The organism is Caulobacter endophyticus (assembly GCF_003116815.1).
Taxonomy (GTDB): domain Bacteria; phylum Pseudomonadota; class Alphaproteobacteria; order Caulobacterales; family Caulobacteraceae; genus Caulobacter; species Caulobacter endophyticus.
This window is the reverse complement of sequence record NZ_QDKQ01000045.1, coordinates 1-22,578: the sequence shown is the minus strand read 5'-3', so window position 1 is coordinate 22,578 and position 22,578 is coordinate 1. Positions and strand designations below refer to the sequence as shown.

General features: G+C 69.6%; 20 protein-coding genes. 7 read left to right on the top strand and 13 right to left on the bottom strand.

The annotated features are described in order from the left end of the window. Nucleotides 1-184 precede the first annotated feature (184 nt). The 5 genes from DDF67_RS12885 to DDF67_RS12865 form a co-directional block, all read right to left on the bottom strand. A complete protein-coding gene (locus DDF67_RS12885; protein WP_109101289.1) occupies nt 185-691 on the bottom strand; it encodes a F0F1 ATP synthase subunit B in 507 nt (168 codons plus the stop codon). A 13-nt stretch (nt 692-704) separates the two neighbouring features. Further along, on the bottom strand, nt 705-1,238 hold the full coding sequence (locus DDF67_RS12880) for a F0F1 ATP synthase subunit B family protein (RefSeq protein WP_109101288.1): 534 nt from the start codon (nt 1,236-1,238) through the stop codon (nt 705-707). Between the two features lie 113 nt (nt 1,239-1,351). Further along, nucleotides 1,352-1,576 (bottom strand): F0F1 ATP synthase subunit C, encoded by a 225-nt coding sequence (locus DDF67_RS12875; protein ID WP_058348596.1) that lies wholly within the window; start codon nt 1,574-1,576, stop codon nt 1,352-1,354. 48 nt (nt 1,577-1,624) lie between these two features. After that, nucleotides 1,625-2,386: a F0F1 ATP synthase subunit A gene (locus DDF67_RS12870; RefSeq protein ID WP_109101287.1), complete on the bottom strand. Its 762-nt coding sequence runs from the start codon at nt 2,384-2,386 to the stop codon at nt 1,625-1,627. A 5-nt stretch (nt 2,387-2,391) separates the two neighbouring features. Then, nucleotides 2,392-2,763 carry an AtpZ/AtpI family protein gene (locus DDF67_RS12865; protein ID WP_109101286.1) on the bottom strand — a complete coding sequence of 124 codons (372 nt, stop codon included), beginning with the start codon at nt 2,761-2,763 and terminating at the stop codon, nt 2,392-2,394. A gap of 314 nt (nt 2,764-3,077) precedes the next feature. Here DDF67_RS12865 and DDF67_RS12860 point away from each other — a divergent pair, with 314 nt between their 5' ends. Both DDF67_RS12860 and DDF67_RS12855 read left to right on the top strand, forming a co-directional pair. Further along, nucleotides 3,078-3,461 (top strand): DUF6481 family protein, encoded by a 384-nt coding sequence (locus DDF67_RS12860; RefSeq protein ID WP_109101285.1) that lies wholly within the window; start codon nt 3,078-3,080, stop codon nt 3,459-3,461. A 102-nt stretch (nt 3,462-3,563) separates the two neighbouring features. Beyond that, nucleotides 3,564-4,355, top strand: coding sequence for a TSUP family transporter (locus DDF67_RS12855; protein WP_109101284.1), 792 nt, complete (start codon nt 3,564-3,566; stop codon nt 4,353-4,355). 90 nt (nt 4,356-4,445) lie between these two features. On the opposite strand, the gene smc is transcribed toward DDF67_RS12855, so the two are convergent. From smc to DDF67_RS12835, 4 genes are all read right to left on the bottom strand, one after another. Next, a complete protein-coding gene (smc, locus tag DDF67_RS12850; RefSeq protein WP_109101283.1) occupies nt 4,446-7,892 on the bottom strand; it encodes a chromosome segregation protein SMC in 3,447 nt (1,148 codons plus the stop codon). 15 nt (nt 7,893-7,907) lie between these two features. Continuing rightward, a complete protein-coding gene (locus tag DDF67_RS12845) occupies nt 7,908-8,519 on the bottom strand; it encodes a DsbA family protein (RefSeq protein ID WP_109101282.1) in 612 nt (203 codons plus the stop codon). A 2-nt stretch (nt 8,520-8,521) separates the two neighbouring features. After that, nucleotides 8,522-9,145, bottom strand: a complete 624-nt coding sequence (locus DDF67_RS12840; protein ID WP_109101281.1) for a DsbA family protein — start codon at nt 9,143-9,145, stop codon at nt 8,522-8,524. A 108-nt stretch (nt 9,146-9,253) separates the two neighbouring features. Further along, a complete protein-coding gene (locus DDF67_RS12835) occupies nt 9,254-9,799 on the bottom strand; it encodes a DUF721 domain-containing protein (RefSeq protein ID WP_109101280.1) in 546 nt (181 codons plus the stop codon). Between the two features lie 62 nt (nt 9,800-9,861). Between DDF67_RS12835 and mutY the strand changes: the two genes are divergently transcribed. Then, nucleotides 9,862-10,914, top strand: coding sequence for an A/G-specific adenine glycosylase (gene mutY / locus DDF67_RS12830; RefSeq protein ID WP_109101279.1), 1,053 nt, complete (start codon nt 9,862-9,864; stop codon nt 10,912-10,914). 4 nt (nt 10,915-10,918) lie between these two features. Here mutY and DDF67_RS12825 read toward each other — a convergent pair whose 3' ends face one another. From DDF67_RS12825 to DDF67_RS12815, 3 genes are all read right to left on the bottom strand, one after another. Continuing rightward, entirely contained in the window at nt 10,919-12,307 is a 1,389-nt protein-coding gene (locus DDF67_RS12825; protein ID WP_109101278.1) for an L-serine ammonia-lyase, read from the bottom strand. A gap of 168 nt (nt 12,308-12,475) precedes the next feature. Next, nucleotides 12,476-14,149: a M28 family metallopeptidase gene (locus DDF67_RS12820; RefSeq protein WP_109101277.1), complete on the bottom strand. Its 1,674-nt coding sequence runs from the start codon at nt 14,147-14,149 to the stop codon at nt 12,476-12,478. 253 nt (nt 14,150-14,402) lie between these two features. Next, on the bottom strand, nt 14,403-15,374 hold the full coding sequence (locus DDF67_RS12815) for a threonine ammonia-lyase (protein ID WP_109101276.1): 972 nt from the start codon (nt 15,372-15,374) through the stop codon (nt 14,403-14,405). Between the two features lie 116 nt (nt 15,375-15,490). On the opposite strand from DDF67_RS12815, the gene DDF67_RS12810 reads away from it, so the two are divergent. The 4 genes from DDF67_RS12810 (at nt 15,491) to DDF67_RS12795 (ending at nt 19,764) form a co-directional block, all read left to right on the top strand. Then, nucleotides 15,491-16,099: an acyloxyacyl hydrolase gene (locus tag DDF67_RS12810; protein ID WP_109101275.1), complete on the top strand. Its 609-nt coding sequence runs from the start codon at nt 15,491-15,493 to the stop codon at nt 16,097-16,099. A gap of 119 nt (nt 16,100-16,218) precedes the next feature. Next, nucleotides 16,219-17,505, top strand: a complete 1,287-nt coding sequence (locus DDF67_RS12805) for an adenylosuccinate synthase (RefSeq protein ID WP_109101274.1) — start codon at nt 16,219-16,221, stop codon at nt 17,503-17,505. Nucleotides 17,506-17,735: 230 nt separating this feature from the next. Next, entirely contained in the window at nt 17,736-18,875 is a 1,140-nt protein-coding gene (locus DDF67_RS12800) for a hypothetical protein (RefSeq protein ID WP_109101273.1), read from the top strand. A gap of 130 nt (nt 18,876-19,005) precedes the next feature. After that, nucleotides 19,006-19,764 carry a response regulator gene (locus DDF67_RS12795; protein WP_109101295.1) on the top strand — a complete coding sequence of 253 codons (759 nt, stop codon included), beginning with the start codon at nt 19,006-19,008 and terminating at the stop codon, nt 19,762-19,764. Nucleotides 19,765-19,962: 198 nt separating this feature from the next. Here DDF67_RS12795 and DDF67_RS12790 read toward each other — a convergent pair whose 3' ends face one another. Continuing rightward, nucleotides 19,963-22,206, bottom strand: coding sequence for a TonB-dependent receptor plug domain-containing protein (locus DDF67_RS12790; RefSeq protein ID WP_109101272.1), 2,244 nt, complete (start codon nt 22,204-22,206; stop codon nt 19,963-19,965). Nucleotides 22,207-22,578 lie beyond the last annotated feature (372 nt).

Here is a 22,578-nt window from a genome sequence, read left to right as displayed (position 1 = left end):
GCGTGTGCGTGCGCCTCTGGGCGAGGCAACGGAAGGAATGGAGATTTTCCGGACAGGTGAAACCTCTCACCCTCCCACCGCTTCGCGGCGGGCCCCTCCCTCTCTCGATGAGAGAGGGGAAGTAAAGAAAAAGGCGCGGCCCTTGCGAGCCGCGCCTTTCGATCTTTCAGCCGTCCGGGAAGGACTACTGCAGCTTGCCGCCGATCTGGCCGATGGCCGCATCGGCCAGCGGGTCCGAGCCGGTGGCGACGCGGGCCAGCAGGACCGCCTCGGCGGCCTGCGAAGCCAGGTCGACAGCCGCGGCCTTGACGTCCGCAGCGGCCTGGGCCTCGGCCTGGGCGATCTTGCGCTCGGCCATTTCGGCGCGGCGCTTGATCTGCTCCTCGAGCTTCTCCTTGGCCTCGGCCGCCAGACGGATCGAGTCCGCCTCGGCCGCTTCGAGCATGGCCGAAGCCTGGCGCTCGGCTTCCTCGCGCTGGGCCTTGACCTCGGCGAGCAGGGCTTGCGCCTCCTCACGGAGCTTCTGAGCCTCGTCGAGCTCCGACTGGATCTTGGCCGCATAGCCGTCCAGCGCGCCGAACAGAGCGCCCGGCAGGACCTTCAGCACGACCAGCAGGCCGAAGAAGATCACCAGGGCCGCCAGAACCCAGAATTCCGGGTTGGAGAAGCTGAACAGGGATTCGTGTTCCATGATCGGCTACTCCTTAGGCCAGAGCCGCTTTGAGCTCGGCGGCCGAAGCCGCCTTGCCCGTCAGCTTCTCGACGATGGCGCCGGCCGTCTCCTCGGCCACCGTGCGGACGTGGCTCATGGCCTCGTCGCGGGCGGTCTGGATCGAGGCTTCGGCCGCGGCCAGCTTTTCGGCCAGCACGGCTTCTTCCTTGGCCTGACGCTCGGCGGCCTGCGCCGAAGCCTTGGCCTTGGCGTCCGCCGCGGTCTTCTGGGCCTTGGCGCGAGCCTCGGCCACCTCGGCGGCGGCCGCGCGGGCCTGGACCTCGGCTTCGTCCTTCAGACGACGGGCGTCGGCGATGTCGCCGGCGATCTTGGCGCCGCGCTCGTCGATCGCGCCGCTGACGCGGGGCAGCAGGCCCTTCGACAGCACGACGTAGAGAACGGCGAAGATGAGCAGCAGCCAGACGATCTGACCGCCCCAGTGCTGGAACTGGAGCTGCGGAAGACCGCCGCTCTCGTGCCCAGGGGCTTCAGTCGACTCGACCGTGCCGTGATTTTCCGTCGCCATGGGCGAGGGCGCCTCTCAGCTAACGCCTGCCATCCGATGTGGACGGGCAGGCTCGGTTCTAGAAGATCAAAGCGCGGCGGCGGCCGAAAGCCGGCGCCGCCGCGCCCTGGGGATTACGAGAAGAGGATCAGGAAGGCGACGACCAGGGCGAAGATGCCCAGGGCTTCCGTCAGCGCCATGCCGAGGAACAGCATCGGGCGCTCTTGAGCGGCGGCGGTCGGGTTACGCAGCGCGCCTTGGAAATAGTTGCCGAACATGACGCCCAGGCCGATGCCCGCGCCGATCATGCCGAGCATGGCCAGGCCAGCGCCGATGTACTTAGCGGCTTCCGCTTCCATTGTGAGGCTCCTTGAGAATTCAGAGATAGGTTGAAGAGAAAAGGGTGATCAGTGGCTGTCGAGGTGCACGACGTCGTTGAGATAGACGCAGGTGAGCACCGCGAACACGAAGGCCTGAAGGAAGGCCACCATGAACTCGAGCGCCGTCAGGGCGACGACGGAGGTGAGGGCCAGGGCCGCGCCGGCCCAGCCCAGGACGCCGAGGCCGCCCAGGGCGACGACGAAGCCGGCGAAGATCTTCAGCACGACGTGGCCGCCGACCATGTTGCCGAACAGACGAAGGGCCAGGGTCAGCGGGCGCACCAGGAACGAGACGATCTCGATCAGCACGACCAGCGGCAGGATCCAGCCGGGGACGCCCGAAGGGGCGAACAGCTTGAAGAACTTGATGCCGTTCTTGGCGAAGCCCACGCCGACGACGGTCAGGATGACCAGCAGGCCCAGGGTCAGCGTCACGGCCAGTTGCGACGTCGAGGTGAACACCAGGAACATGCCCTGGATGTTCATGAACAGCACGAAGGCGAACAGGGTGAAGACGAAGGGCAGGAACTTCTTGCCTTCGTGGCCGATGATCGACTCGGCCAGCCCGTCGACCAGTCCGTAGAGCATCTCGCCCACGGTCTGCAGCCGGCCCGGGACCACGGCCTTGCGGGCGGCGATGGCGTAGAAGACGATGACCAGCGTCGCGGCCAGCAGCATCGCGAACACCGAGTTGGTGATCGACAGGTCGATATAGCCGAGACCCGGAACCTTCACGGGAGGCACTTCCACGATCTTCTGGATCTGGAACTGGTGCATCGGATCGGCCATCGGCCCTAGTCTCTCTTCTGCTTGGGGGCGGTTGGCCCGTCCCCGTTGTCTACATCCTTGGCCGGAGCCTTGGACGCCTGCGCGCTCAGTTTCGTCGCCTTGCGGACGACGGAGAATATCGCGAGACCCGTGCCGATCAGCAGACCGCCGACCATCCCCCAAGGCCCCGTGCCGGCATAATGGTCGAGCAGCCAGCCAAAGCCGAGCCCCACCAGAACGCCCCCGATCAAATCCGCCAGGAGGCGATAGCCGTCCTGGGAGGCTTTCTCGCCCGCCGCCTTGGCGGGCTTTTCCGCCGCCTTCCGCGCCTCGAAAGCGTCGAGCCGAGCGTCGAGGCTTTGAAAAGCCTTGTCGTTCGGTTCGTCGGCCTTGGGCATGGGAAGCGGTCAGGTCCGAAAGCGCCCGCAGACGCGCCTGAAGAAGGCGCTTTTTCGGCCGGCTTGATCGCGGCGGAACCTATAGGGCGCGCTGCGGTGCGTCAAGATTGTGGAGAAACTACGCAAAGCCCTGTTTTCGTGAGGGAATTTCCGCAGGGTAAGCCAGACCGCGGAATCCGGGTCTCCCAGGCGTCCCCGTCCCGGGCCGGTGTATCGCGCGCGACATTCGGTCCGTCGCCGAACTGGCCCGTTCGGATTGCTTTTCGGAGCGTTTTGGGGTTTAGAGACGCGCCTCTCCAACAGCACGAAGCTTCATGTCCTATCTGAAGAACACCGGATTCGCCGATCGCATCTCCGCCCAGCAAGACGCCAAGAAGGCCATGCTGGCGAAATTCAAGCCGAAGGCCGCCGTTCAGGATCCTGATTTCGACAAGCGCGAAGAGCAACGCGCCGCCGAGCTGGAAGCCGTCCGCGCCGCCCGCGCCGAAGCCAAGGAAGCCGCCCGCCTCGAAGCCCTGGCCCGCCAGGAAGAGATCGCGGCCGTCAAGCGCGCCGAGCGCAAGGAACGCAAGGCCGTCGAAGCCGCCGAGCAACGCGTCCGCAAGGAAGAAAAGGCTGCGGCCCGCGAAGAGCTGAAGGCCCTGGGCCGCACCAGCAAGGCCTCGCGCGCCCACCAGTGGGGCAGCCTGATCGGCTGATCGAACGATGGGGAGACGCGCCATGGCCGCCTCCCCTTCCTTCACCCGCCGCCTGCCGCCGCCCGGCTCCCGGGCGGCTTTTTGCGTTTGTAGGGTCCTGCGATGGAACATCTGAGCGTCCAGCTGCTCGTCATCCTGTTCGCCGTGGCCTTCGTGGCCGGGACCCTGGACGCCATCGCCGGCGGCGGCGGCCTGATCACCCTGCCCGCGCTGCTGCTATCGGGCCTGCCGCCGATCGCGGCGCTGGGCACCAGCAAGCTGCAGAGCACCTTCGGTTCGGTCTCGGCCACGCGAGCCTTCGCCAAGCGCGGCCTGATCGACTGGAAGACCGCCTGGCCCATCGGCCTGGCCGCCGGCCTGGCGGGGATCGCCGGGGCCCTGTGCGCCAGCCTGCTGTCGCCGAAGTTCCTGGCCGGCCTCGTGCCGGTGCTGCTGATCGTCATCGCCGTCTATTTCGGCCTGTCCAAGGCCCTGAAGGCCGAGGACGGCCCCGCCCGCCTGGCCCTGCCGGCCTTCGCCGGCTTCATCGCGCCGATCGTCGGCTTCTATGACGGCATCTTCGGCCCCGGCGCGGGCGCCTTCTACATGGTCGCCATCGTCACCCTGCTCGGCTACGGCGTGCTGAAGGCCACCGCCCACACCAAGCTGGCCAACGCCGCCAGCAATGTCGGGGCGCTGGCGCTGTTCATCCTCAAGGGCGCGGTGATCTGGCCCATCGGCCTGGCCATGGCCGTCGGCGCGTTTCTGGGCGCGCAGCTGGGCTCGCGCCTGGCGGTGCGGTTCGGCGCGCGGCTGATCCGGCCGCTGCTGGTGACGATCTCGTGCGCCATGGCCGTCAAGCTGCTGGCCGACCCGGCCAATCCGCTGCGGCAGATGGCGGCCGGCCTCTTCTGATCCCTCGAAGGACTGGCGGAAAGAGGTCCGCCCTTCCCCGTAAAATCCCCGCGAAAGCGGGGATTTTACGGATGTTGTATCCAGAGCCCCCTACTGCGCCGCCACCAGTTCCTCGGCGGTCGACAGGTCCACGCTGACCAGCTGGCTAACCCCGCGCTCGGACATGGTCACGCCAAACAGGCGATCCATGCGGCTCATGGTCACCGGATTGTGGGTGATGGCGATGAAGCGCGTCAGGGTGCGGCGTCGCATCTCGTCGAGCATGTTGCAGTAGCGATCGACATTGGCGTCGTCGAGCGGCGCGTCGACTTCGTCCAGCACGCAGATCGGGGCCGGATTGGCCAGGAAGACGCCGAAGATCAGGGCGCTGGCGGTCAGGGCCTGCTCGCCGCCGCTCATCAGGCTCATGCTGGCCAGGCGCTTGCCGGGCGGGCAGGCGAAGATCTCGAGCCCCGCTTCCAGCGGATCGTCGCTCTCGATCAGCCGAAGCTCGGCCTGGCCGCCGCCGAACAGGGCCTGGAACAGGGTCTGGAAGTGGTTGTTGATGACGTCGAAGGCCGCCAGCAGACGTTCCCGTCCCTCGGCGTTCAGCTCCTCGATGCCGTCGCGCAGCTTGGCCACCGCGCCCGAGAGGTCGGCGCGCTCGATGCGCATGGTCTCCAGCCGGCCGGCATATTCCTGGGCCTCTTCCTCGGCGCGCAGGTTGACCGGGCCGATGGCGTCGCGCTCGCGTTCCAGGGCGAAGAGGTGGGCCTCGACGCCGGCGGCGTCCTTGGGAACGGCCACGGCCTCGCCGGCCAGGTGGCGGCCCAGGGCCTCGGGCTCCATGCGGGCGCTCTCGCGGATATTCGAGGCGATCTCGGCGAAGCGCTCGCGAGCGGCGTCCAGGCGGGCGACCAGGGCGGCGCGGCGCTCGCGGGCCTCGCCGGCGGCCTGTTCGGCGGCGCGGGCGGTGCGGTCGGCGGTTATGCGGGCGGTCTCGGCCGCTTCCAGGGCGTCGCTGGCCTTGGCCCGGCGCTGTTCGGCCGCATCGAACTGGTCGACCAGGACCAGCAGCTTTTCCTCCAGCTCGGCCGGAGCGGCGCGGGCGGCCTCCAGGGCCGCGGCGGCCTTGGCGCGGTCGGCTTCCAGCCCCTCGGCCCGCTTGGCGGCGGCGTCGCGGCGACGGGTCCAGTCACCAAGGTCGCGCTCCAGGCTCTCCAGCCGGCGCTGGCGGCCGGCCCGCTCGCGGTTCTCCAGGTCCAGCGCCGAGCGGGCGGAGGCGGCGGCCTCGCGGGCGGCGGCGGCGGCCTGGCGGGCGGCGGCCAGCTGCGGGGCCAGATCGCCGACCGAACCGGCCGCCTCGTGCTCGGCGCGGACGACGGCCAGGACCTCGTCGGCCTCGGCCCGCTCGGCCTCGAAGCGGGCGATGGTGTCGTCCAGCGACTGGGCGCGGGCCTCGCGCTGGGCGGCCTCGCGCTCGTAGCGGGCCACGGTTTCGCGGGCCTGTGTCAGCAGCCGCTCGGCGTCGGGCGGACCCCGGCGCTTGTCGCGCAGGGCGTCCTCGGCCGCGCGCAGGCGGTCGGCGGCGGTCTTCAGGGCGGCGGCGGCGGCCTGGGCCTCGGGCGCGATCGCGTCGATCTCGGCCTCGACCTCGGCCAGGCGCGTGCGCTGCTCAAGGCGGACGGCGGCGGGCTTGGGGGCGTCGGCCTTGGCGACGAAGCCGTCCCAGCGCCACAGGTCGCCCTCCTTGGAGACCAGGCGCGCGCCCACCGGCAGCCCCCTGGCCAGGCGCTCGCCGTCGGCGCGGTCGACGAGGCCGACCATGGCCAGGCGCGCGGCCAGCTGCGGCGGCGCCTTGACCAGCGGGGCCAGCGGCTGGACGCCGTCGGGCCACGACGCGGCAGGCGCATCGGCCCCCGCCCAGTGCGACGACGCGCGAACGTCGAGGGCGGCTTCCAGGTCGTCGCCCAGCGCGGCGGCCAGGGCCGCGCCATAGCCCTTGTCGGGGGTCACCGCGTCGAGGGCGGGCGAGAAACCGCTCTTGGCGCGCGGAGCGGTCAGCTGGGCCAGGCCCCGGGCTTCCGTGCGCAGGCGGCCCAGCTGGTCCTCGACCTTGCGGGCGAGATCCCGGGCCGCGCCCTCGCCTTGCGCGGCGCTGGCGCGCTCGGCCTCGGCGGCCTCCAGGGCGGCGCGGGCCGCGGCCAGCTGCGCCTCGGCGTTGGAAAAGCGCTGACGGGCCTCGGCCGCGGCGGGATCGAGCGCCGGACCGACCGCGGCGCGCTCGGCCTTGGCCTGGTCCAGGGCGCGGACGGTGCGGGCCAGGCGGCTCTCGGCCTCGGCCAGGCGCTGGGCGGCGGCGCGGGCGCGGGCCTCCTCCGCCGCTGATTGGGCGGCCAGGCGCTCGACGGCGCTGTCGGCCTCGGCGCGGGCGGCCTCAGCGGCCCTGGCGGCGGCTTCAAGCTCGGGGCCCCGCTCGGGGGCGGCGGCGATCAGGCCGCGCACCTCGGCCAGCTCCGGCTCGATGCGGGCGAGAGAGCGTCCGGCGTCGTCGGCGGCCTGCTGCTCGCGGGCGCGGTCGTCGTCGATGCGGGCCAGGTCCGCCGACAGGCGCTGGAACTCGGCGGCGGCGGCGGCGGCGTCGCGTTCGGCGCGGTCCTTCTGGATGGCCAGCTGCCCCAGCACCGCCTGGGCGATCGTCGCCTCCTCGCGCAGGGGCGGCATGGCGGCCTCGGCCTCGATGATCGCGCCCTGGCCGGCGGCCGAGGCGCGGGCCGTCTCCTCGACGTCGCGGGCCGACTGGGTGGCCTCCGACTGGGTGCGTTCAAGCGTATCGCGCGCCTCGGTCCAGCGGGCGAACAGCACGGCGCCCTGCACGGCGCGGATCTCGGCCGACAGGCGCTTGTATTTCTCGGCCTGGCGAGCCTCGCGCTTGAGGCGGTTCAGCGCCGTCTCGAGCTCGCGGGCCACGTCCTCCAGCCGGGTCAGGTTGCTCTCGGCGGCGCGCAGGCGCAGCTCGGCCTCGTGGCGGCGGGTGTGCAGCCCCGAGACCCCCGCGGCCTCTTCCAGGATTCGGCGGCGGTTCTGCGGCTTGGCGCCGATCAGCTCGCTGATCTGGCCCTGGCGCACCAGGGCCGGCGAGTTGGCGCCCGTCGAGGCGTCGGCGAACAAGAGCTGGACGTCGCGGGCCCGGACCTCGCGGCCGTTGATGCGGTAGGTCGAGCCGGCGCCCCGGTCGATGCGGCGCACGACCTCCAGCACCGGATCGTCGTTGAAGCTGGCCGGCGCGGTGCGGTCGGCGTTGTCGATGGTCAGGGTGACGTCGGCGTGGTTGCGCGGCGGGCGGTTGCCCGATCCGGCGAAGATCACGTCGTCCATGCCGCCGGCCCGCATGGCCTTGGCGGAGTTGGCGCCCATCACCCAGCGCAGGGCTTCCAGTAGGTTGGACTTGCCGCAGCCGTTGGGCCCGACGATGCCCGTCAGGCCAGGCTCGATCCTGAACTCCGTCGGCTCGACGAAGGACTTGAAGCCGGACAGGCGCAGGCGCTGGAACTGCACGGCCGCGCCCGCCCTCTAGCCCTTCAGGGCCTTGTCGATGGCCTGGGACAGGTCTTCCACCGTGACGTCGCCGACCATCTCGGCGCCGTTGACGAAGAAGGTGGGCGTGCCCTGGATCTTGTCGCGCTTGGCCGAAGCCTCGACGCGAGCGTTGAGGGCGGCCAGGGCGGCCTTGTCGTTCAGGGTCGCTTCCAGCTGGGCCTCGGTCAGGCCGAAGCGCTTGGCCACGGCCAGCAGGCCGCCCCAGTAGTCGCCGGTCTGGTACATGCCCTTCTGGGCCGCGAAGATCGCGTCGACCGCCTCGAAATAGCGGGCCGGCGGCACGCGGTTGGCCAGCAGGAAGCCGGCGCCGGCCAGGTCGTACGGCGGGGTCAGGAATTCGCGGAACACCAGCCGCGCCTTGCCCGTGTCGATGTAGCGCTTCTTGATCGCCGGCATGACCTCCAGCGCCGTATGGGCGCAGTGGCCGCAGCTCATCGAGGCGTACTCGACGATCTGCACCTTGGCCGTGGGCGCCCCCAGGACGTGGTCGCCCGGCTGGGCCGGCAAGGGCGCGGCGCGCGCCAGCGTGGGCATGGCGGCGGCCGCCATGCCGGAGACGATCAGCGCGCGCCGGTCCAGGGTCATGCTTACTTGCTCGCCGCGGCGATGGCGGCGTCCAGCTGGGCCAGGGGAGCTTCGCCGCCCTCTTCGTTCAGCTTCTTGCCGTTGATGACGAAGGTCGGGGTGCCCTTGATGTCGGTTTCCTTGGAGTAGCGCTCGATGCGGTCGTTGAGGGCCTTCAGGGCCTTCTCGTCGCTGACGCAGGCGTCGAACTGCTGCTCGTTCAGGCCCGACGACTGGGCGATGCGCAGCAGCACGCCGCGATAGTCGCCGGTCGAGAACATCTCTTCCTGCGAGCGGTACACCGAGTCCAGCACCGAGAAGTACTTGTCCTTGCCGGCGCAGCGGGCCAGCAGGAACGAGGCGGCGGCCACCTGCGGCGGGGCGGTCAGGAACTCGCGGTAGACGTAGTTCACCTTGCCGGTGTCGATGTACTTCTGCTTGAAGGCCGGGAAGACCTCCTCGTTCCAGCGGGCGCAGTGGACGCAGGACGCCGAGGCGTACTCGATGACGGTGACCTTGGCGTTCGGATTGCCCAGGCTCATGTCGTCGGCCGTGACGGTCGAGCCCGTCTTGTTGCAGGCGGACAGGCCAGCGACGCCGGCGACGAGGGCGGCGGCCAGCAGGATCCGGCGAAGGGGCGAGCGCATGGTCGGGTCTTCCTCGAACGTGAACAGTGAAGTTAAGCGCGATTCTCTAGCGGTAGAAAAACGGCGCGGATGAGGCTTTCGCGCATCAGCGACAACCCGCGAAAGTTGTCAACTTTCGTTGCGCAACACGCCCCGCCCGAGTTTCAGCAGGGCCTCCTTCAGCGGGCCGTCGGGCTGGTCGGACAGGCTGGCGGCCAGGTCGCGCTCCTTGGCCGCGTCGAGCGGCGGGCGGCGGCGCGGACGCGGCGGGGCCGAGGCGGCGGCGGCCGCGCGGACCGGCCCCTGGACGATCCGCAGGCGGCTCACCACGCCCTTGCCCAGCAAGAGGTCGAGGCGCTGGGTGATCTGCGGGACCTGGTGCTGGATCAGCGAGGCGACAGGGCCGTCGACGCGCAGTTCCAGCGTGCCGCCCTCGCCGGTGCGGCTCTTGATGATGCGGACGGGCTCGGTGCGGCGGGCCAGGTTCTCGCCGACGATCTCCTTCCAGCGGGCCTGCAGCGCGCCGGGACCGTGGCCGTACTTCTTGTCGAGCTCGCGGATGAACTTGGCCAGGCTCTTGCCGGCCGGCGGCGGCACGCGCATCGGCGGCCGCGTGCGGCGGCGCGACAGGATCTTCAGCGCTTCGTCGGGCGTGGGCAGCGGGCGGCGATACATTGCGACGTCATGCTAGCATGCCTCTCCCCTATCGCGCGCGGATTTGCGATAGGAGGCGGACAATGACCGACGTCGCCGCGATCCGCTCCGCATTGCTTTCCTGGTACGACCGCGAGGCGCGGGTCCTGCCGTGGCGAACCGGCCCCGCCGCCGGACGCATGGGCCTGCGCAGCGACCCCTACCGGGTGTGGCTGTCGGAGGTGATGCTGCAGCAGACCACCGTGCCGCACGCCACGCCCTACTTCCTGGCCTTCACCCAGCGCTGGCCCACCGTCGAGGCCCTGGCGGCCGAACAGGACGGCGAGCTGATGGCCGCCTGGGCGGGCCTTGGCTACTACGCCCGCGCCCGCAACCTGCTGGCCTGCGCCCGCGCGGTCGCCAGCCAGCACGGCGGCGAGTTCCCCAATAGCGAGGAGGGCCTGCTGGCCCTGCCCGGCGTTGGCGCCTACACCGCCGCGGCCGTGGCGGCCATCGCCTTCGACCGGAAGGCCAATGTCGTCGACGGCAATGTCGAGCGGGTGATGGCGCGGCTGTTCGCGGTCGAGGCCCCCGTGCCCGAGGCCAAGCCCGAACTCAAGCGGCTGGCCGGCCTGCTGGTCACCGACGAGCGTCCCGGCGACTGGGCCCAGGCGCTGATGGATCTGGGCGCCACGATCTGCAAGCCCAAGGCGCCGCTGTGCGACCGCTGCCCGATCGAGCTGTTCTGCGCGGCAAGGGCCAAGGGCGCGCCGGAAAGCTATCCGCGCCGCACCAAGAAGGCCGACCGCCCGCGCCGCCACGGCGTGGCCTATATCGTCAGCCGCCGGGGCGAGACGGCCCTGGTGCGCCGGCCGGACAAGGGCCTGCTGGGCGGCATGCTGGGCCTGCCGACCTCGGACTGGCGCGATCGCCCGTGGTCGGACGATGAGGCCGCCCGCGCAGCCCCGATCCTGGCCCCCTGGCGCGACCTGGGCGCGGTGGAGCACGTCTTCACCCACTTCTCCCTGACCCTGCGGGTGATGGTCGCCGAGGCCGACGTGGCCGGCGACTTTGTCTGGACCCCGCACGAGGGCCTGACCGCCCTGCCCAGCGTGTTCCTCAAGGCGGCCCGGGCGGGGTTGGAGCGGCTGGTCTAGAGGCTCAGCACTCCACGCGGTTGACCGACAGGCCCACGGCCAGGCCGCCCAGCGAGGTCTCCTTGTAGATCTCGTTCATGTCCTCGCCGGTGCGCTTCATCGTGGCGATGACCTTGTCGAGGCTGACCGAGTGCTGGCCGTCGCCGAGCAGGGCCAGGCGGGCGGCGTCGATGGCCTTGATGGCCCCCATGGCGTTGCGCTCGATGCAGGGGATCTGCACCAGGCCGCCGATGGGATCGCAGGTGAGGCCGAGATTGTGCTCCATGCCGATCTCGGCGGCGTTCTCGATCTGGGCGTTGGTCCCGCCCAGCGCGGCGCAGAGGCCGCCGGCCGCCATCGAGCAGGCCACCCCCACCTCGCCCTGGCAGCCGACCTCGGCCCCCGAGATCGAGGCGTTCATCTTGTAGAGCGCGCCGATGGCCGCCGCCGTCAGCAGGAACACCCGCGCCTGCTCGGGCGTGCCCTTGTGGAAGCGCATGAAGAACCGCAGCACGGCCGGCACCAGGCCCGCCGCGCCGTTGGTCGGGGCGGTGACGACGCGGCCGCCGGCGGCGTTCTCCTCGTTGACCGCCATGGCCCACAGGTTGACGAAGTCCATGGCCGCCAGGGGATCGCTCATCTGGCGCTCCATCCGGCCCAGGATCGTCTGGTGGATCTGGCGGGCGCGACGCTTGACCGACAGGCCGCCGGGCAGGATCCCCTCCTCGCGCATGCCCCGGTCGATACAGGCTTCCATGGCCCCGAAGATGCGGTCGAGGCCGGCGTTCATCTCGCCCTCGCTCATCCGCGCCAGTTCGTTGGCGGCCATCACCTGGGCGATGGTCAGCCCCGCCTGGTCGGCGCGCTCCAGAAGGTCGGCCGAGCTTTCGAACGGGAACGGGATGGCCGGGCCTTCCTCGGGCGGCGTATTGCGGCCCATCTCGCTCTCGTCGCGCACGAAGCCGCCGCCGATCGAGAAATAGGTGCGCTCGGCCAGCACGCCGCCTTCGGCATCGTAGGCGGTGAAGGTCAGGGCGTTGGGGTGCTGGGGCAGGCGTTCGTGGCCGGCGAAGACGATGTCGCGGGCCTCGTCGAAGCCGATGCCGACCTCGCCGCCCAGCATCATCCACTGGGTCGCCTTGGTCTGCGCCAGGGCCGCCTCGCCGGCGTCGGGATCGAGCTGGGCCGGCGCAAAGCCCATCAGGCCCAGGATCACGGCGCGGTCGGTGGCGTGGCCCTTGCCGGTCAGGGCCAGCGAGGCATAGAGCCGGGTCTCGACCCGGGCGACGCTCGGCAGCTTGCCGGCGGCGCGCAGCCGCTCGACGAACATCACCCCCGCCGTCATCGGCCCCATGGTGTGGCTGCTGGAAGGGCCGACGCCCAGCTTGAAAAGGTCGAAGACGGAGGCGGTCATTTTGCGGATATCACAATAGGGTCGTCATCCCGGAAGCCTCGCAGTGGCTATCCGGGACTCAGGGGCGGGCGCACGGCCCCTGGGTCCCGGCTCTTCGCTACGCGGAGTTTACACTCGGGCGCGCTTCGCGCGACCCGGGTGTCCGGGATGACGGGGAGAGTTACGAGACTACTTCCGTTCGGCCTTGGTCTTGTCGCGCAGGTCCTTGAACTCCGACCCCGCCTGCCACTCGGGCCAGGCGCGCGAGTTCGCGAGATCCGCGCCGACCTTGTAGAACAGGCCGATGTCCATGGCCTGGCCCGACAGGTCCCAGTCCGCCGACCATTCGTCGGCCGGCTGGTGGTAGCGGTTGGCGTTGTAGTCGGCCTCGGCCTTCTCGCCGGCTTCCTTGCCGCCCTTCACGAGGTCATTGCCCGAACCGACCGAGATGGCCGGCACGCCGCGCTTGGCGAACGGGAAGTGGTCCGAGCGATAGAAGTGGCCGGCCTGGGGGGTCGGATCGGGCGTGAAATAGCGGCCCTCTTCCTTGGCCTTGGCCACCAGCATGTCCTGCAAGTCGACCTTGCCGTCGCCCGAGGTGGTGACGTCCTTGGCGGGGCCGGCGGCCGACAGGGCGTCGATGTTCAGGTCGGCGACCGTCTTGGCCAGCGGGAACAGCGGGTTGGCGGCGTAGTATTCCGAGCCCAGCAGGCCCTTTTCCTCGGCGGTCACGGCCAGGAACATCACCGAGCGCTGCGGCGCGGGGGCGGCCTTGAAGGCGCGGCCCAGTTCCAGAAGGGCGGCGATGCCGTCGGCGTTGTCGACGGCGCCGTTGTAGATCTTGTCGCCCTTGGCGTCCGGCAGGCCAACGCCCAGGTGGTCCCAGTGGCCGCTGTAGATGATGGTCTCGTCCGGATGCTTCGTCCCCGTCACGCGGCCAGCGATGTTCTTGGAGACGATGACCTCGTGCTTGACCGCGTAGTCGGCCGAGAAGGTGATCCCCTTCAGCGCCACCGGCTTGAAGTCGCGGGTCTGGGCCTCTTTCTTCAGGGCCTCGAAGTCCAGGCCCGCCTGCTTGAACAGGTCGACGGCCAGGTCGCGCTGGATCCAGCCTTCCAGGCCGGGGTGCGACTTGGTCGGATCCTTGCGGACGATGTCGAACATCGTGTTGGTGTTGGAGTTCTTGACCGTCGCCCAGCCATACGAGGCCGGAGCGGTCTCGTGCACGATCAGCAGGCCGGCGGCGCCGCGACGGGCGGCTTCCTCATACTTGTAGGTCCAGCGGCCGTAATAGGTCATGGCCTTGCCGCCGAAGTCGCCCTGCCCGGTCTCGAAGTCCGGGTCGTTGATCAGCACGACGACGATCTTGCCCTTGACGTCCAGGCCCTTGAAATCGTCCCAGTTGCGCTCGGGCGCGGTGACGCCGTAGCCGGCGAACACCACCGGCGCGTTCTTGATCGACACCTTGTCGACATTGGTCATGGCCGCGCGGATGGCGATCTGTTCGCCCTGGGTCAGCGGCGTGTCCTGGCCGCCCTGGGCCGGTCCGCCATTGCGGAAGAAGGCCGCCTTGACCGGGCCTTCGATGTCGAACTTGGCCAGCGGCACGTCCTGGGTCCAGGCGCGCTTGCCGTCGGCCTGCAGGTCGCCGGCCGGCTCCAGGCCGATGGCCTTCATCTGCTCGACGACATAGGCGACCGTCTTCTTCTCGCCCTCGGTGGCGGGGCCGCGGCCCTCGAACTCGTCGGACGACAGCACCTTGATGTGCTGCGACAGCCTGGCGGGGTCGATCTTGGGGGCGTCAGCCGCGTGAGCCAGCATGGGCGCGGCGATCAGCGCGGTTGCGAGGAGAAGGCGTTTCATCGTCGCTACTCTTTTCGAGCGGTTCGTTTCGAGGTCGCGGACCCTAGCGGCAGGTTTTGACCGCGACTAGGGGGTGCGGAGAAAGTGGGTTGCCGATCGAGATCCTCCCCCTGAAGGGGGAGGTGTCGCCAAAGGCGACGGAGGGGGACGTGGCCTGTGAGCCCAGCGGCCGCCTCGACGCCGGCAGGGACTTCCCCCTGCGACCGCTTCGCGGCCACCTCCCCCTTCGGGGGGAGGATCGTGAAGGCCGGCCTCAGCCCCCCAGCACCCCCGCGAACACCGCCGGGTCCACGTTGCCGCCCGACAGCACGATCACCGCGGTCTGGTCCCTGACGTCGATCTTGCCGCTCAACGCGGCCGCCAGCGCCACGCAGCCGCCGGGTTCGACGACGAGCTTGAGGTTCATGAACGCCCAGCGCATGGCGGCCGCCACCTCCTCGTCGGTGACGGCGGCGACGCCGGTGAGGGTGCGGCTGTTGATCGGCCAGGTCAGAGCGCCGGGCGTGGGGGCCAGCAGGGCGTCGCAGAACGAGCGGGCGTCGGGGTCGATGACCTCGCGATGGCCGCTGCCCAGCGAGCGGCGGGTGTCGTCGAAGCCGGCCGGTTCCGCGCCCCAGACCTGGGTGGAGGGCGACAGCGCCTTGACGGCCGTGGAGGTCCCGGCGATCAGCCCGCCGCCGCCGATGGGGCAGATCACCTTGTCGAGGCTGGCGCCGAGGCTTTCCGCCTGGGCGATGATCTCCAGCCCCACCGTGCCCTGGCCGGCGATGATGTGCGGATCGTCGTAGGACGGCACGACGATCATGCCGCGCTCGGCGGCGATCTGCGCGGCGATGGCCTCGCGGTCTTCCTTGAAGCGATCGAAGAAGCGGATCTCGGCCCCGAAACCGCGGGTGGCCTCCACCTTCACCGACGGCGCGTCGGCCGGCATGACGATCAGGGCCGGCATGCCCAGCCTGTCGGCCGCCAGGGCCACGCCCTGGGCGTGGTTGCCCGACGAGAAGGCCACGACGCCGCGCGCCCTCTCTTCCTGCGTGAACTGCGACAGACGATTATAGGCGCCGCGGAACTTGAAGGCGCCGGCCAGCTGCAGGGTCTCGGGCTTGACGAGGATGCGCCCGCCCAGCCGCTCGGACAGGGCCGCGCTCTCGAGCAGGGGCGTGACCACGGCCTGGCCCCGCAGGCGTTCGGCGGCGGCCTGGATATCGGCGAGCGAGACGGTCATGAGGCCCTCGGCGGCTCAAGTGGCCGTAAGGCCACAGCATTTGGTGGCGCCAGCTCTAGCTCGCACCGGCGGTTCGCGCCATAAGGGAGCCAGGTACTGCTGAGGGGTCAGACATCATGAAAACCGCACTGCTCGCCGCCGTCGCCGGCGCCGCGCTCGCCTGCGCCACCGCCGCTTCGGCTGGCGAACTGATCGTCGGCGCCTACAAGCACGACGTCACCTTCATCGGCGAGGCCGTCGGCCTGGGCGCCGCCGGCCGCGAGGACGGCGTCGACCTGCACCTGGGCTACCGCACCGATCGCCTGGAGAACGTCCGCTGGCTGGGCAAGCCGCAGGTGCACGCCTTCGTGTCGCTCAACAGCGAGAACACCTCCAACTTCGTGGCCGCCGGCTTCAGCTGGCCGATCGACTTCGGCGACGAGGGCGGCTTCTATTTCCGTCCGGGCATGGGCCTGGCCTATACCGACGGCGAGACCGGCCTGCCGCCGGTCAACGAGCCGGGCATCAGCCAGGCCGAGATCGATCGCCGCCTGAAGCTCTACAACACCCGCATCGATTTCGGCTCCAAGGTGCTGTTCCAGCCGGAACTGGCCCTGGGCTACCGCTTCAACGACAAGTGGGCGGCCGAGCTGTCCTACGTGCACCTGTCGAACGGCCAGATCTTCCACCAGGGCAAGAACCAGGGGCTTGACGATCTGGGCGTGCGCCTGCTTTACGCCTTCTGACTTCGCGGGGGCCGCCTGACGGCCCCTGCTCGTCACCTACAATCGAGACAACGTCCGCCGCCGAGTCCTGTCGAAGGGCCGCGGGCGCTACCGGGCAGGTGACAAGGCATATCTCTATCATGGCCAACGTGACCGTCGTGGGCGCCCAGTGGGGCGACGAGGGCAAGGGCAAGATCGTCGACTGGCTCTCCAACCGGGCCGACGTCGTCGTGCGCTTCCAGGGCGGCCACAACGCCGGCCACACGCTGGTGGTGGACGGCAAGGTCTACAAGCTGGCCCTGCTGCCCTCGGGCGTCGTGCAGGGCAAGACCTCGGTGATCGGCAACGGCGTCGTCGTCGACCCGTGGCACCTCCTGACCGAGATCGGCAAGATCGCCGACCAGGGCGTGGCCATCACGCCGGACCTGCTGGTGCTGGCCGACAACGCCACCCTGATCCTGCCGCTGCACCGCGACCTCGACCAGGCGCGCGAAGCCGCCTCCAGCCAGAAGATCGGCACCACCGGCCGCGGCATCGGCCCGGCCTACGAGGACAAGGTGGGCCGTCGCGCCATCCGCGTCGCCGACCTGGCCGACCCCGAGGCCCTGAAGCCGAAGATCGAGCGCCTGCTCAGCCACCACGGCGCCCTGCGCCGCGGCCTTGGCCTGCCGGACGCCGACGCGGCCGAGCTGTTCGACCAGCTGATGGAGATCGCGCCGAAGATCCTGGCCTTCGCCCAGCCCGCCTGGCGCGTGCTGGACCAGGCCAAGAAGGCCGGCCGCCGCATCCTGTTCGAAGGCGCGCAAGGCGCCCTGCTGGACGTCGACCACGGCACCTATCCGTTCGTCACCTCGTCCAACACCGTCGCCGGCCAGGCCGCCGCCGGTTCGGGCATGGGCCCCAAGGGCCCGGGCTACGTGCTGGGCATCGTCAAGGCCTACACCACCCGCGTCGGCGAAGGCCCGTTCGCCTGCGAGCTTTCCGACGACGTCGGCAAGCACCTGGCCACGGTCGGCCGCGAGGTCGGCGTCAACACCGGCCGCCCGCGCCGCTGCGGCTGGTTCGACGCGGTGCTGGTGCGCCAGTCGGTGGCCATCAACGGCATCGACGGCATCGCCCTGACCAAGCTGGACGTGCTGGACGGCCTTGAGACCCTGAAGATCTGCGTCGGCTACAGGATCGGCGACAAGGTCGTCGACTACCTGCCCGCCGGCATGCGCGACCAGGCGGCCGCCGAGCCGATCTACGAGGAGATGGAAGGCTGGAGCGAAAGCACCGCCGGCGCCCGCTCGTTCAAGGACCTCAACGCCAACGCCATCAAGTACGTGCGCCGCGTCGAGGAACTGATCGGCGCCCCGGTGGCCCTGCTGTCGACCAGCCCCGAGCGCGACGACACCATCCTGATGCGCGATCCGTTCGAGGGGTGACATCCAGATGCTCCCCCCTGAAGGGGGAGCTGTCGCGGAGCGATTGAGGGGGAAGGGGTTGCGGAAGTTCAGCAGCCGCTTCCCCCTCCGGGCCACCTCCCCCTTCGGGGGGAGGATCCGACTCCCGTCCTCCGCTAATCCCCATTCCGGGGACTACCCAAGGTCACGGTTAGCGTTTGCTTAGGCCGCCAGCGCTACAACTTCCCTCGTAACCGAGGGGGTTTCCGATCTTGTCCGCGCGCCGAAAGCTCGCTCCCGTCCGCAAGCCGGACCGCCTGACGCGCAGCCTGCGCGCGCTGGAGCGCACCGCGTCGACCAGCCGCGTGCTCAACCTGCTGGCCATCGCCGCCGACAGCAGCCACCGCCCCGAATATTCCCAGCATCCGCTGTTTCGCAACCGGATCCTCAACAACGCCCTGATCGTCAAGCATCGCCTGCGCAGCGACGACCTGTTCCTGTTCGACGAGGCCCGCCCGACGGCGACCAAGATCATCATCCCGTTCGAGCGCAGCGACCTGTCACTGGGCGGCCAGTCGTTCTTCGTGGGCCAGCGCGGCTGGATCGACCTGCTGCGCGAGGCCTGCAACGACCCGTCGGACATGACGCGGGACCTCGCCACCCTGCGCATGATCGACATGCTGCCGTCGCTGGATCCGTTCCTGCTGCGCGAGCACTTGCGCCGCCACGGCATGGTCGTGGCCCCCTGCTATTTCGCCCTGTCGCCCAGCGACCTGGAGCAGATGCAGGGCTTCGTGGCCGTCGAGATCTCGCGGCTGATCGACCTGGCCTACCGCGACAGCGGCCGGGTCAACGGCGCGGCCGCCGCCCGCCTGGTCGAGGCCCTCCTCTCCACCGACGTCGACGAGCGGCTGGAGCCGCTGCGCGAGACCCTGGTGCTGGAGGGCGAGAGCTTCAAGGAGGGCGTCTTCAGCTGGAAGGGCTTCCTCTATTACAAGTGGATGCTCACGCGCCTGTGGCCGCAGCTGACCGCCACGGCCGGCGAGATCGGCCAGATGATCATCACCGGCGCCCGCGAGGCCGAAACCGCCCGCTATGTCGACGACGCCCGCAAGCGCCTGCAGCACGGCGTGGTGGTCGAGCGCGCCTCGGTGCTGCGTACGATCAAGGTCTATGACGACGCCTTCGAGGACCTGATCGACAACGGCAAGCCCCAGGCCTTCCGCGAATTCCTGCTGCGGGCGCCCGACATGTTCCTGTCCCTGGGCGAGAAGGTCGGGGTGATCTCGCACATCGCCAGCTTCTGGCGCTACCGCTTCCCCGAGGGCCAGCAGGCCATCGTCGACGTGGAAGAGGCGGTCGACATCCTGCAGGACTTCGACTCCGGACTGTCGGCCAGCCTGGCCATCTGATCCACAGGTCGGCCGATTATCATCAAGCGGTTTTTTACCCTCGTGGGGTAAGAGTCGGGGTCCGATCTTCTGGAGACCCCGCCCCGTGTTCGACGGCAACCCTCGCACCCTGCAGCGCATCGCCGCCAAGATGCAGCGCGTGCTGGTGGTCGACCCGAGCACGGCCGCCGTCCGCCTGCTGGGCGACCAGCTGCGTCACGTGGGCAATGTGCAGATCTTCGCCGCCCCGACCGCCGAGCAGGGCTGGGGCATGGTGCGCACCGTCGACCCGCAGATGATCTTCGTCGAGCATTCCAGCGCCGGCGTCGACGGCCTGGCCCTGGCCCGCAAGATCCGCCGCAGCGACCTGGCCTGCCGCCAGGCCCCGATCATCATGTGCACCGCCGAGGCCACCGCCGAGGCGATCTTCGGCGCCCGCGACGCCGGCATCCACGAATTCATGCGCAAGCCGTTCACGATCAAGGATCTCGAACGGCGCCTGGAAGCGGTGACCCTGAAGCCCCGCGACTGGGTGGAGGCCGTGCAGTATGTCGGCCCCGACCGCCGCCGCTTCAACTCGGCCGAATACAAGGGTCCGCGCAAGCGCAAGGCCGACGCGGCCGGCACGCCCGCCGCCCGCCTCTCCCAGGCCCTGCGCATCGTCAAGTCCGCCGCCCAGTCGCTGGACAGCGACCCGGCCCAGGCCCGCCGCGCCCTGGCCGCCCAGGCGGCCGAACTGCGCGCCGTCGGCGAGGCGGTGAAGGAACCGCGCCTGATCGAGGCCGCCAACGCCCTTGGCGCCATGACCCAGGTCGAGGTCACCGGCGCCATGGCCCGCGCCGAGCTGGTCAAGCGCATCGATGTGCTGATGGGCTTCATGACCGACGAGGGCAACGGCCGCGCGGCTTGAGCGATCCTCTCCCGGAAGGGGGAGGTGTCGGCTAAGCCGACGGAGGGGGCGTGGCCTGTGCGCCAGCGACCGCCCAACCTTCAGCAGGAACTTCCCCCTCCGGCCCTTCGGGCCACCTCCCCCTTCGGGGGGAGGATCAGAAAAAGGCGGCGCCCCTTCGGACGCCGCCTTCTGTTTTTCGAACCGGAAGAGTCCCGATCAGAACGCCATGCGGGCGATCAGCTGGAACACCGGGCCGGCCTGCTCGCGCTCCAGTTCGTATTCCTTGTAGTTGCGCTCGACTTGGTCTTCGATCGTGTCGAACTTGTCGAAGGCTTCCTTCTTCTTGCTGTCGAGCAGGTTGGAGCCGGTGAGGCGAATGGTCAGGTTCTTGCCGACGCGCTTCTCCACGAAGGCTTCCAGGTCGCCGCCGTAGGTGGTCAGGACCTCCTCGCCGACGACGCGGCTATAGGCCTCGCCCTGCTTGCGGTAGGTGACCCCGAACGAGGCGCCCCAGGTCGGCAGGTCCTGGATGAAGCCGATGTTCAGCACGTAGTCCGACTGGCTGTTGAACTTGCGCGAGCCGAACTCGTCGGCGATGTCGCTGTCCAGCCACGAGTAGTTCAGGAACACGCCGGTGTTGTCGAGGCCGACGATGGTCAGCGGGGTCGACAGGTCGAACTCGACGCCCCAGACCTTGCCGTCGCCGGTGTTGCGCGCCGAGTAGATGAAGGTGCCGTCACCCTCGCTGCCTTCCTCGCCGGTGTTGGTCAGCTCCAGCAGGTCGCTGACCTTGCGGTAGAAGACGTTGACGCCGGCGACGCCCGAGCGGCCCAGGCGGCGCTCGTAGCCGACGTCCAGGCCCCAGGCGGTTTCCGGCTGCAGGGTGGGCACGCCGATGAAGTCGTTGTCGCCCAGTTCGGCCTCCAGAAGGGCCGGCGACAGGTACTCGAAGCTCGGACGGCGCACCGTGCGGGCCGTTGCGGCATAGACCTGGTCGACGTCGGTGAGATTGTAGCGCACCGAGGCCGACGGCAGCAGGAACTGGTAGTCGGTTTCGTAGGACTCGTCTTCCTGGCGGGCGTCGATCGAGACGTCGGTGGTCTCGTAGCGCAGGCCGGCCTCCCACTTCAGCGCGCCGGACTTGCCCGACAGCATGACGTAGGGGTCAAGGCGGGTCTGCTCGAACCGGGTGTCGCCGCCCGTGGCGATCTCGTAGGGGTCGCGATCTTCGGCGACGCGGATCAGGCTGTCACGCTGCTTCTTCTCGTAGTGCAGGCCGAACTCGATCTGGGCGCCGGCGGTCAGGTCACGCTTGTGCTCGAGCTTGGCCGAGAACTCGGTGTCCTCCAGGTCGCTCCTCGTCTCCTCGAACGCGCTGTCGTCGAGGGTCGGATAGGGGTCGTACTCGTCTTCCTTCTCGAATTCGTATTCCTCGTTCTTGAACGAGGCGTAGCCGAGCTTGACGCTGGTGAGGCCGCCCAGCATCTCGCGCTTGAACTTGCCGTTCAGCGACCAGCTGTCCTGCTTAATGTCCACATCGTTGTCGTTGATCGTCTCGATGTTGGCGTTGGTCGCGACGCCGTCGCTGTATTCGATCGAGTCTTCGTCCTGGAAGCGCTTGGTGTGAACGAAGAAGCCGCTGACATCCAGGTCGCCGCCGGCCACCGGAACCTGGTAGCTGGCGTTGAACGAATAGTCGGTGCCGTTGCGGGTGTCGGTCTGGACTTCGCTGTTGTCGATGTCGTCGCCCGGCTCGTCATAGCGCAGCGAGAGCTTCTGCTTGGGATTGCGCCGGCCCTGGACGTTGGCGCCGACCAGCAGGCGGCCGGGGCCGACCTGGCCGCCCCAGACGCCGCCCGCGGTGCCGCGGACTTTGTTGTCGTCGAAGCGCAGCGCGCCGGCGCGGACGAAGCCGCCGTCCAGGGCGTAGGCGTCGCGCAGCACGATGTTGATGGCGCCGGCGACGGCGTCGCCGCTGCGGTTGGCGCTGGCGCTGCGGACGATCTCGATGCGCTCGATCAGTTCGGCCGGGATGCGGTCGACGAAGAACGAGCCGTCGGCGCCGGCGCCGAACGCGCCCGAGCCCGAACCGGCGCCCGGCACCTTCTCGCCGTTGATCAGGATCTGGGTGTAGGCCGGATCGAGGCCGCGCAGGCGCACGCCGTCCGATTCCAGCACGTCCGACAGGAAGGCCACCGAAGGCACGCGCTTGAGGGCGTCGCCGGCGGTCAGCGGCTCGAAGCGCTGGAAGTAGTCGAGGCCGTATTCGAGGACCGGGGCGGTCTCCTCGGTGCGATTGCGGTAGGCGATCTGGGCCTGGACCACGACTTCCGAAGCCGTGACCGGCGCATCGGCGGTGGCGACCGGCGCATCGGCCGGCGCGACGTCGGCGGCCGAGGCCTGGGCGGCGAGCGCCAGCGGAGCGATGGCGCACAGCGCCAGCAGAGCGGTCTTCTTCATCGGAACATCCCCAAGGACACTCCGCACTCCAGGCCCGACACTTGGAGAACGCGGGTGTCTAGTTGGGGGATGGGCATAGTTTCGCCGCTTCCCCCGAGCCAGAGAAGTTTCGGCGACAGTTTTGCTGCGGTTTTGTGTAGGCGGACGGATAATCCGTGCACGGATAAGCGAAAGGGAGCGCTGACGCGCTCCCCCTCAGTCGCTCCGCGACAGCTCCCCCGGAGGGGAGCATCTGTCTTCCTAGATCCCGCCCCTCCGGGATGTTCAGACCGGAGACATCCGAAACAGGTGTGCCGGGACATCCGTGACGGTTTCAGGATAGCGCGTCGGGTGCGCGCAGGTCGATGGAGGCGACGCGGGTGGTTCTGAAGA

Excerpts from the sequence above, each read along its gene's own strand:
- DDF67_RS12855 (WP_109101284.1), top strand. The coding sequence starts at position 3,564 with ATGGAACATCTGAGCGTCCAGCTGCTCGTCATCCTGTTCGCCGTGGCC.
- DDF67_RS12875 (WP_058348596.1), bottom strand. The coding sequence starts at position 1,576 with ATGGAAGCGGAAGCCGCTAAGTACATCGGCGCTGGCCTGGCCATGCTC.
- DDF67_RS12790 (WP_109101272.1), bottom strand. The coding sequence starts at position 22,206 with ATGAAGAAGACCGCTCTGCTGGCGCTGTGCGCCATCGCTCCGCTGGCG.
- DDF67_RS12885 (WP_109101289.1), bottom strand. The coding sequence starts at position 691 with ATGGAACACGAATCCCTGTTCAGCTTCTCCAACCCGGAATTCTGGGTT.
- DDF67_RS12860 (WP_109101285.1), top strand. The coding sequence starts at position 3,078 with ATGTCCTATCTGAAGAACACCGGATTCGCCGATCGCATCTCCGCCCAG.
- DDF67_RS12840 (WP_109101281.1), bottom strand. The coding sequence starts at position 9,145 with ATGCGCTCGCCCCTTCGCCGGATCCTGCTGGCCGCCGCCCTCGTCGCC.
- DDF67_RS12810 (WP_109101275.1), top strand. The coding sequence starts at position 15,491 with ATGAAAACCGCACTGCTCGCCGCCGTCGCCGGCGCCGCGCTCGCCTGC.
- DDF67_RS12835 (WP_109101280.1), bottom strand. The coding sequence starts at position 9,799 with ATGTATCGCCGCCCGCTGCCCACGCCCGACGAAGCGCTGAAGATCCTG.
- DDF67_RS12865 (WP_109101286.1), bottom strand. The coding sequence starts at position 2,763 with ATGCCCAAGGCCGACGAACCGAACGACAAGGCTTTTCAAAGCCTCGAC.
- DDF67_RS12880 (WP_109101288.1), bottom strand. The coding sequence starts at position 1,238 with ATGGCGACGGAAAATCACGGCACGGTCGAGTCGACTGAAGCCCCTGGG.
- DDF67_RS12825 (WP_109101278.1), bottom strand. The coding sequence starts at position 12,307 with ATGACCGCCTCCGTCTTCGACCTTTTCAAGCTGGGCGTCGGCCCTTCC.
- DDF67_RS12815 (WP_109101276.1), bottom strand. The coding sequence starts at position 15,374 with ATGACCGTCTCGCTCGCCGATATCCAGGCCGCCGCCGAACGCCTGCGG.
- mutY (WP_109101279.1), top strand. The coding sequence starts at position 9,862 with ATGACCGACGTCGCCGCGATCCGCTCCGCATTGCTTTCCTGGTACGAC.
- DDF67_RS12845 (WP_109101282.1), bottom strand. The coding sequence starts at position 8,519 with ATGACCCTGGACCGGCGCGCGCTGATCGTCTCCGGCATGGCGGCCGCC.
- DDF67_RS12870 (WP_109101287.1), bottom strand. The coding sequence starts at position 2,386 with ATGGCCGATCCGATGCACCAGTTCCAGATCCAGAAGATCGTGGAAGTG.
- DDF67_RS12820 (WP_109101277.1), bottom strand. The coding sequence starts at position 14,149 with ATGAAACGCCTTCTCCTCGCAACCGCGCTGATCGCCGCGCCCATGCTG.
- DDF67_RS12795 (WP_109101295.1), top strand. The coding sequence starts at position 19,006 with ATGCAGCGCGTGCTGGTGGTCGACCCGAGCACGGCCGCCGTCCGCCTG.
- DDF67_RS12805 (WP_109101274.1), top strand. The coding sequence starts at position 16,219 with ATGGCCAACGTGACCGTCGTGGGCGCCCAGTGGGGCGACGAGGGCAAG.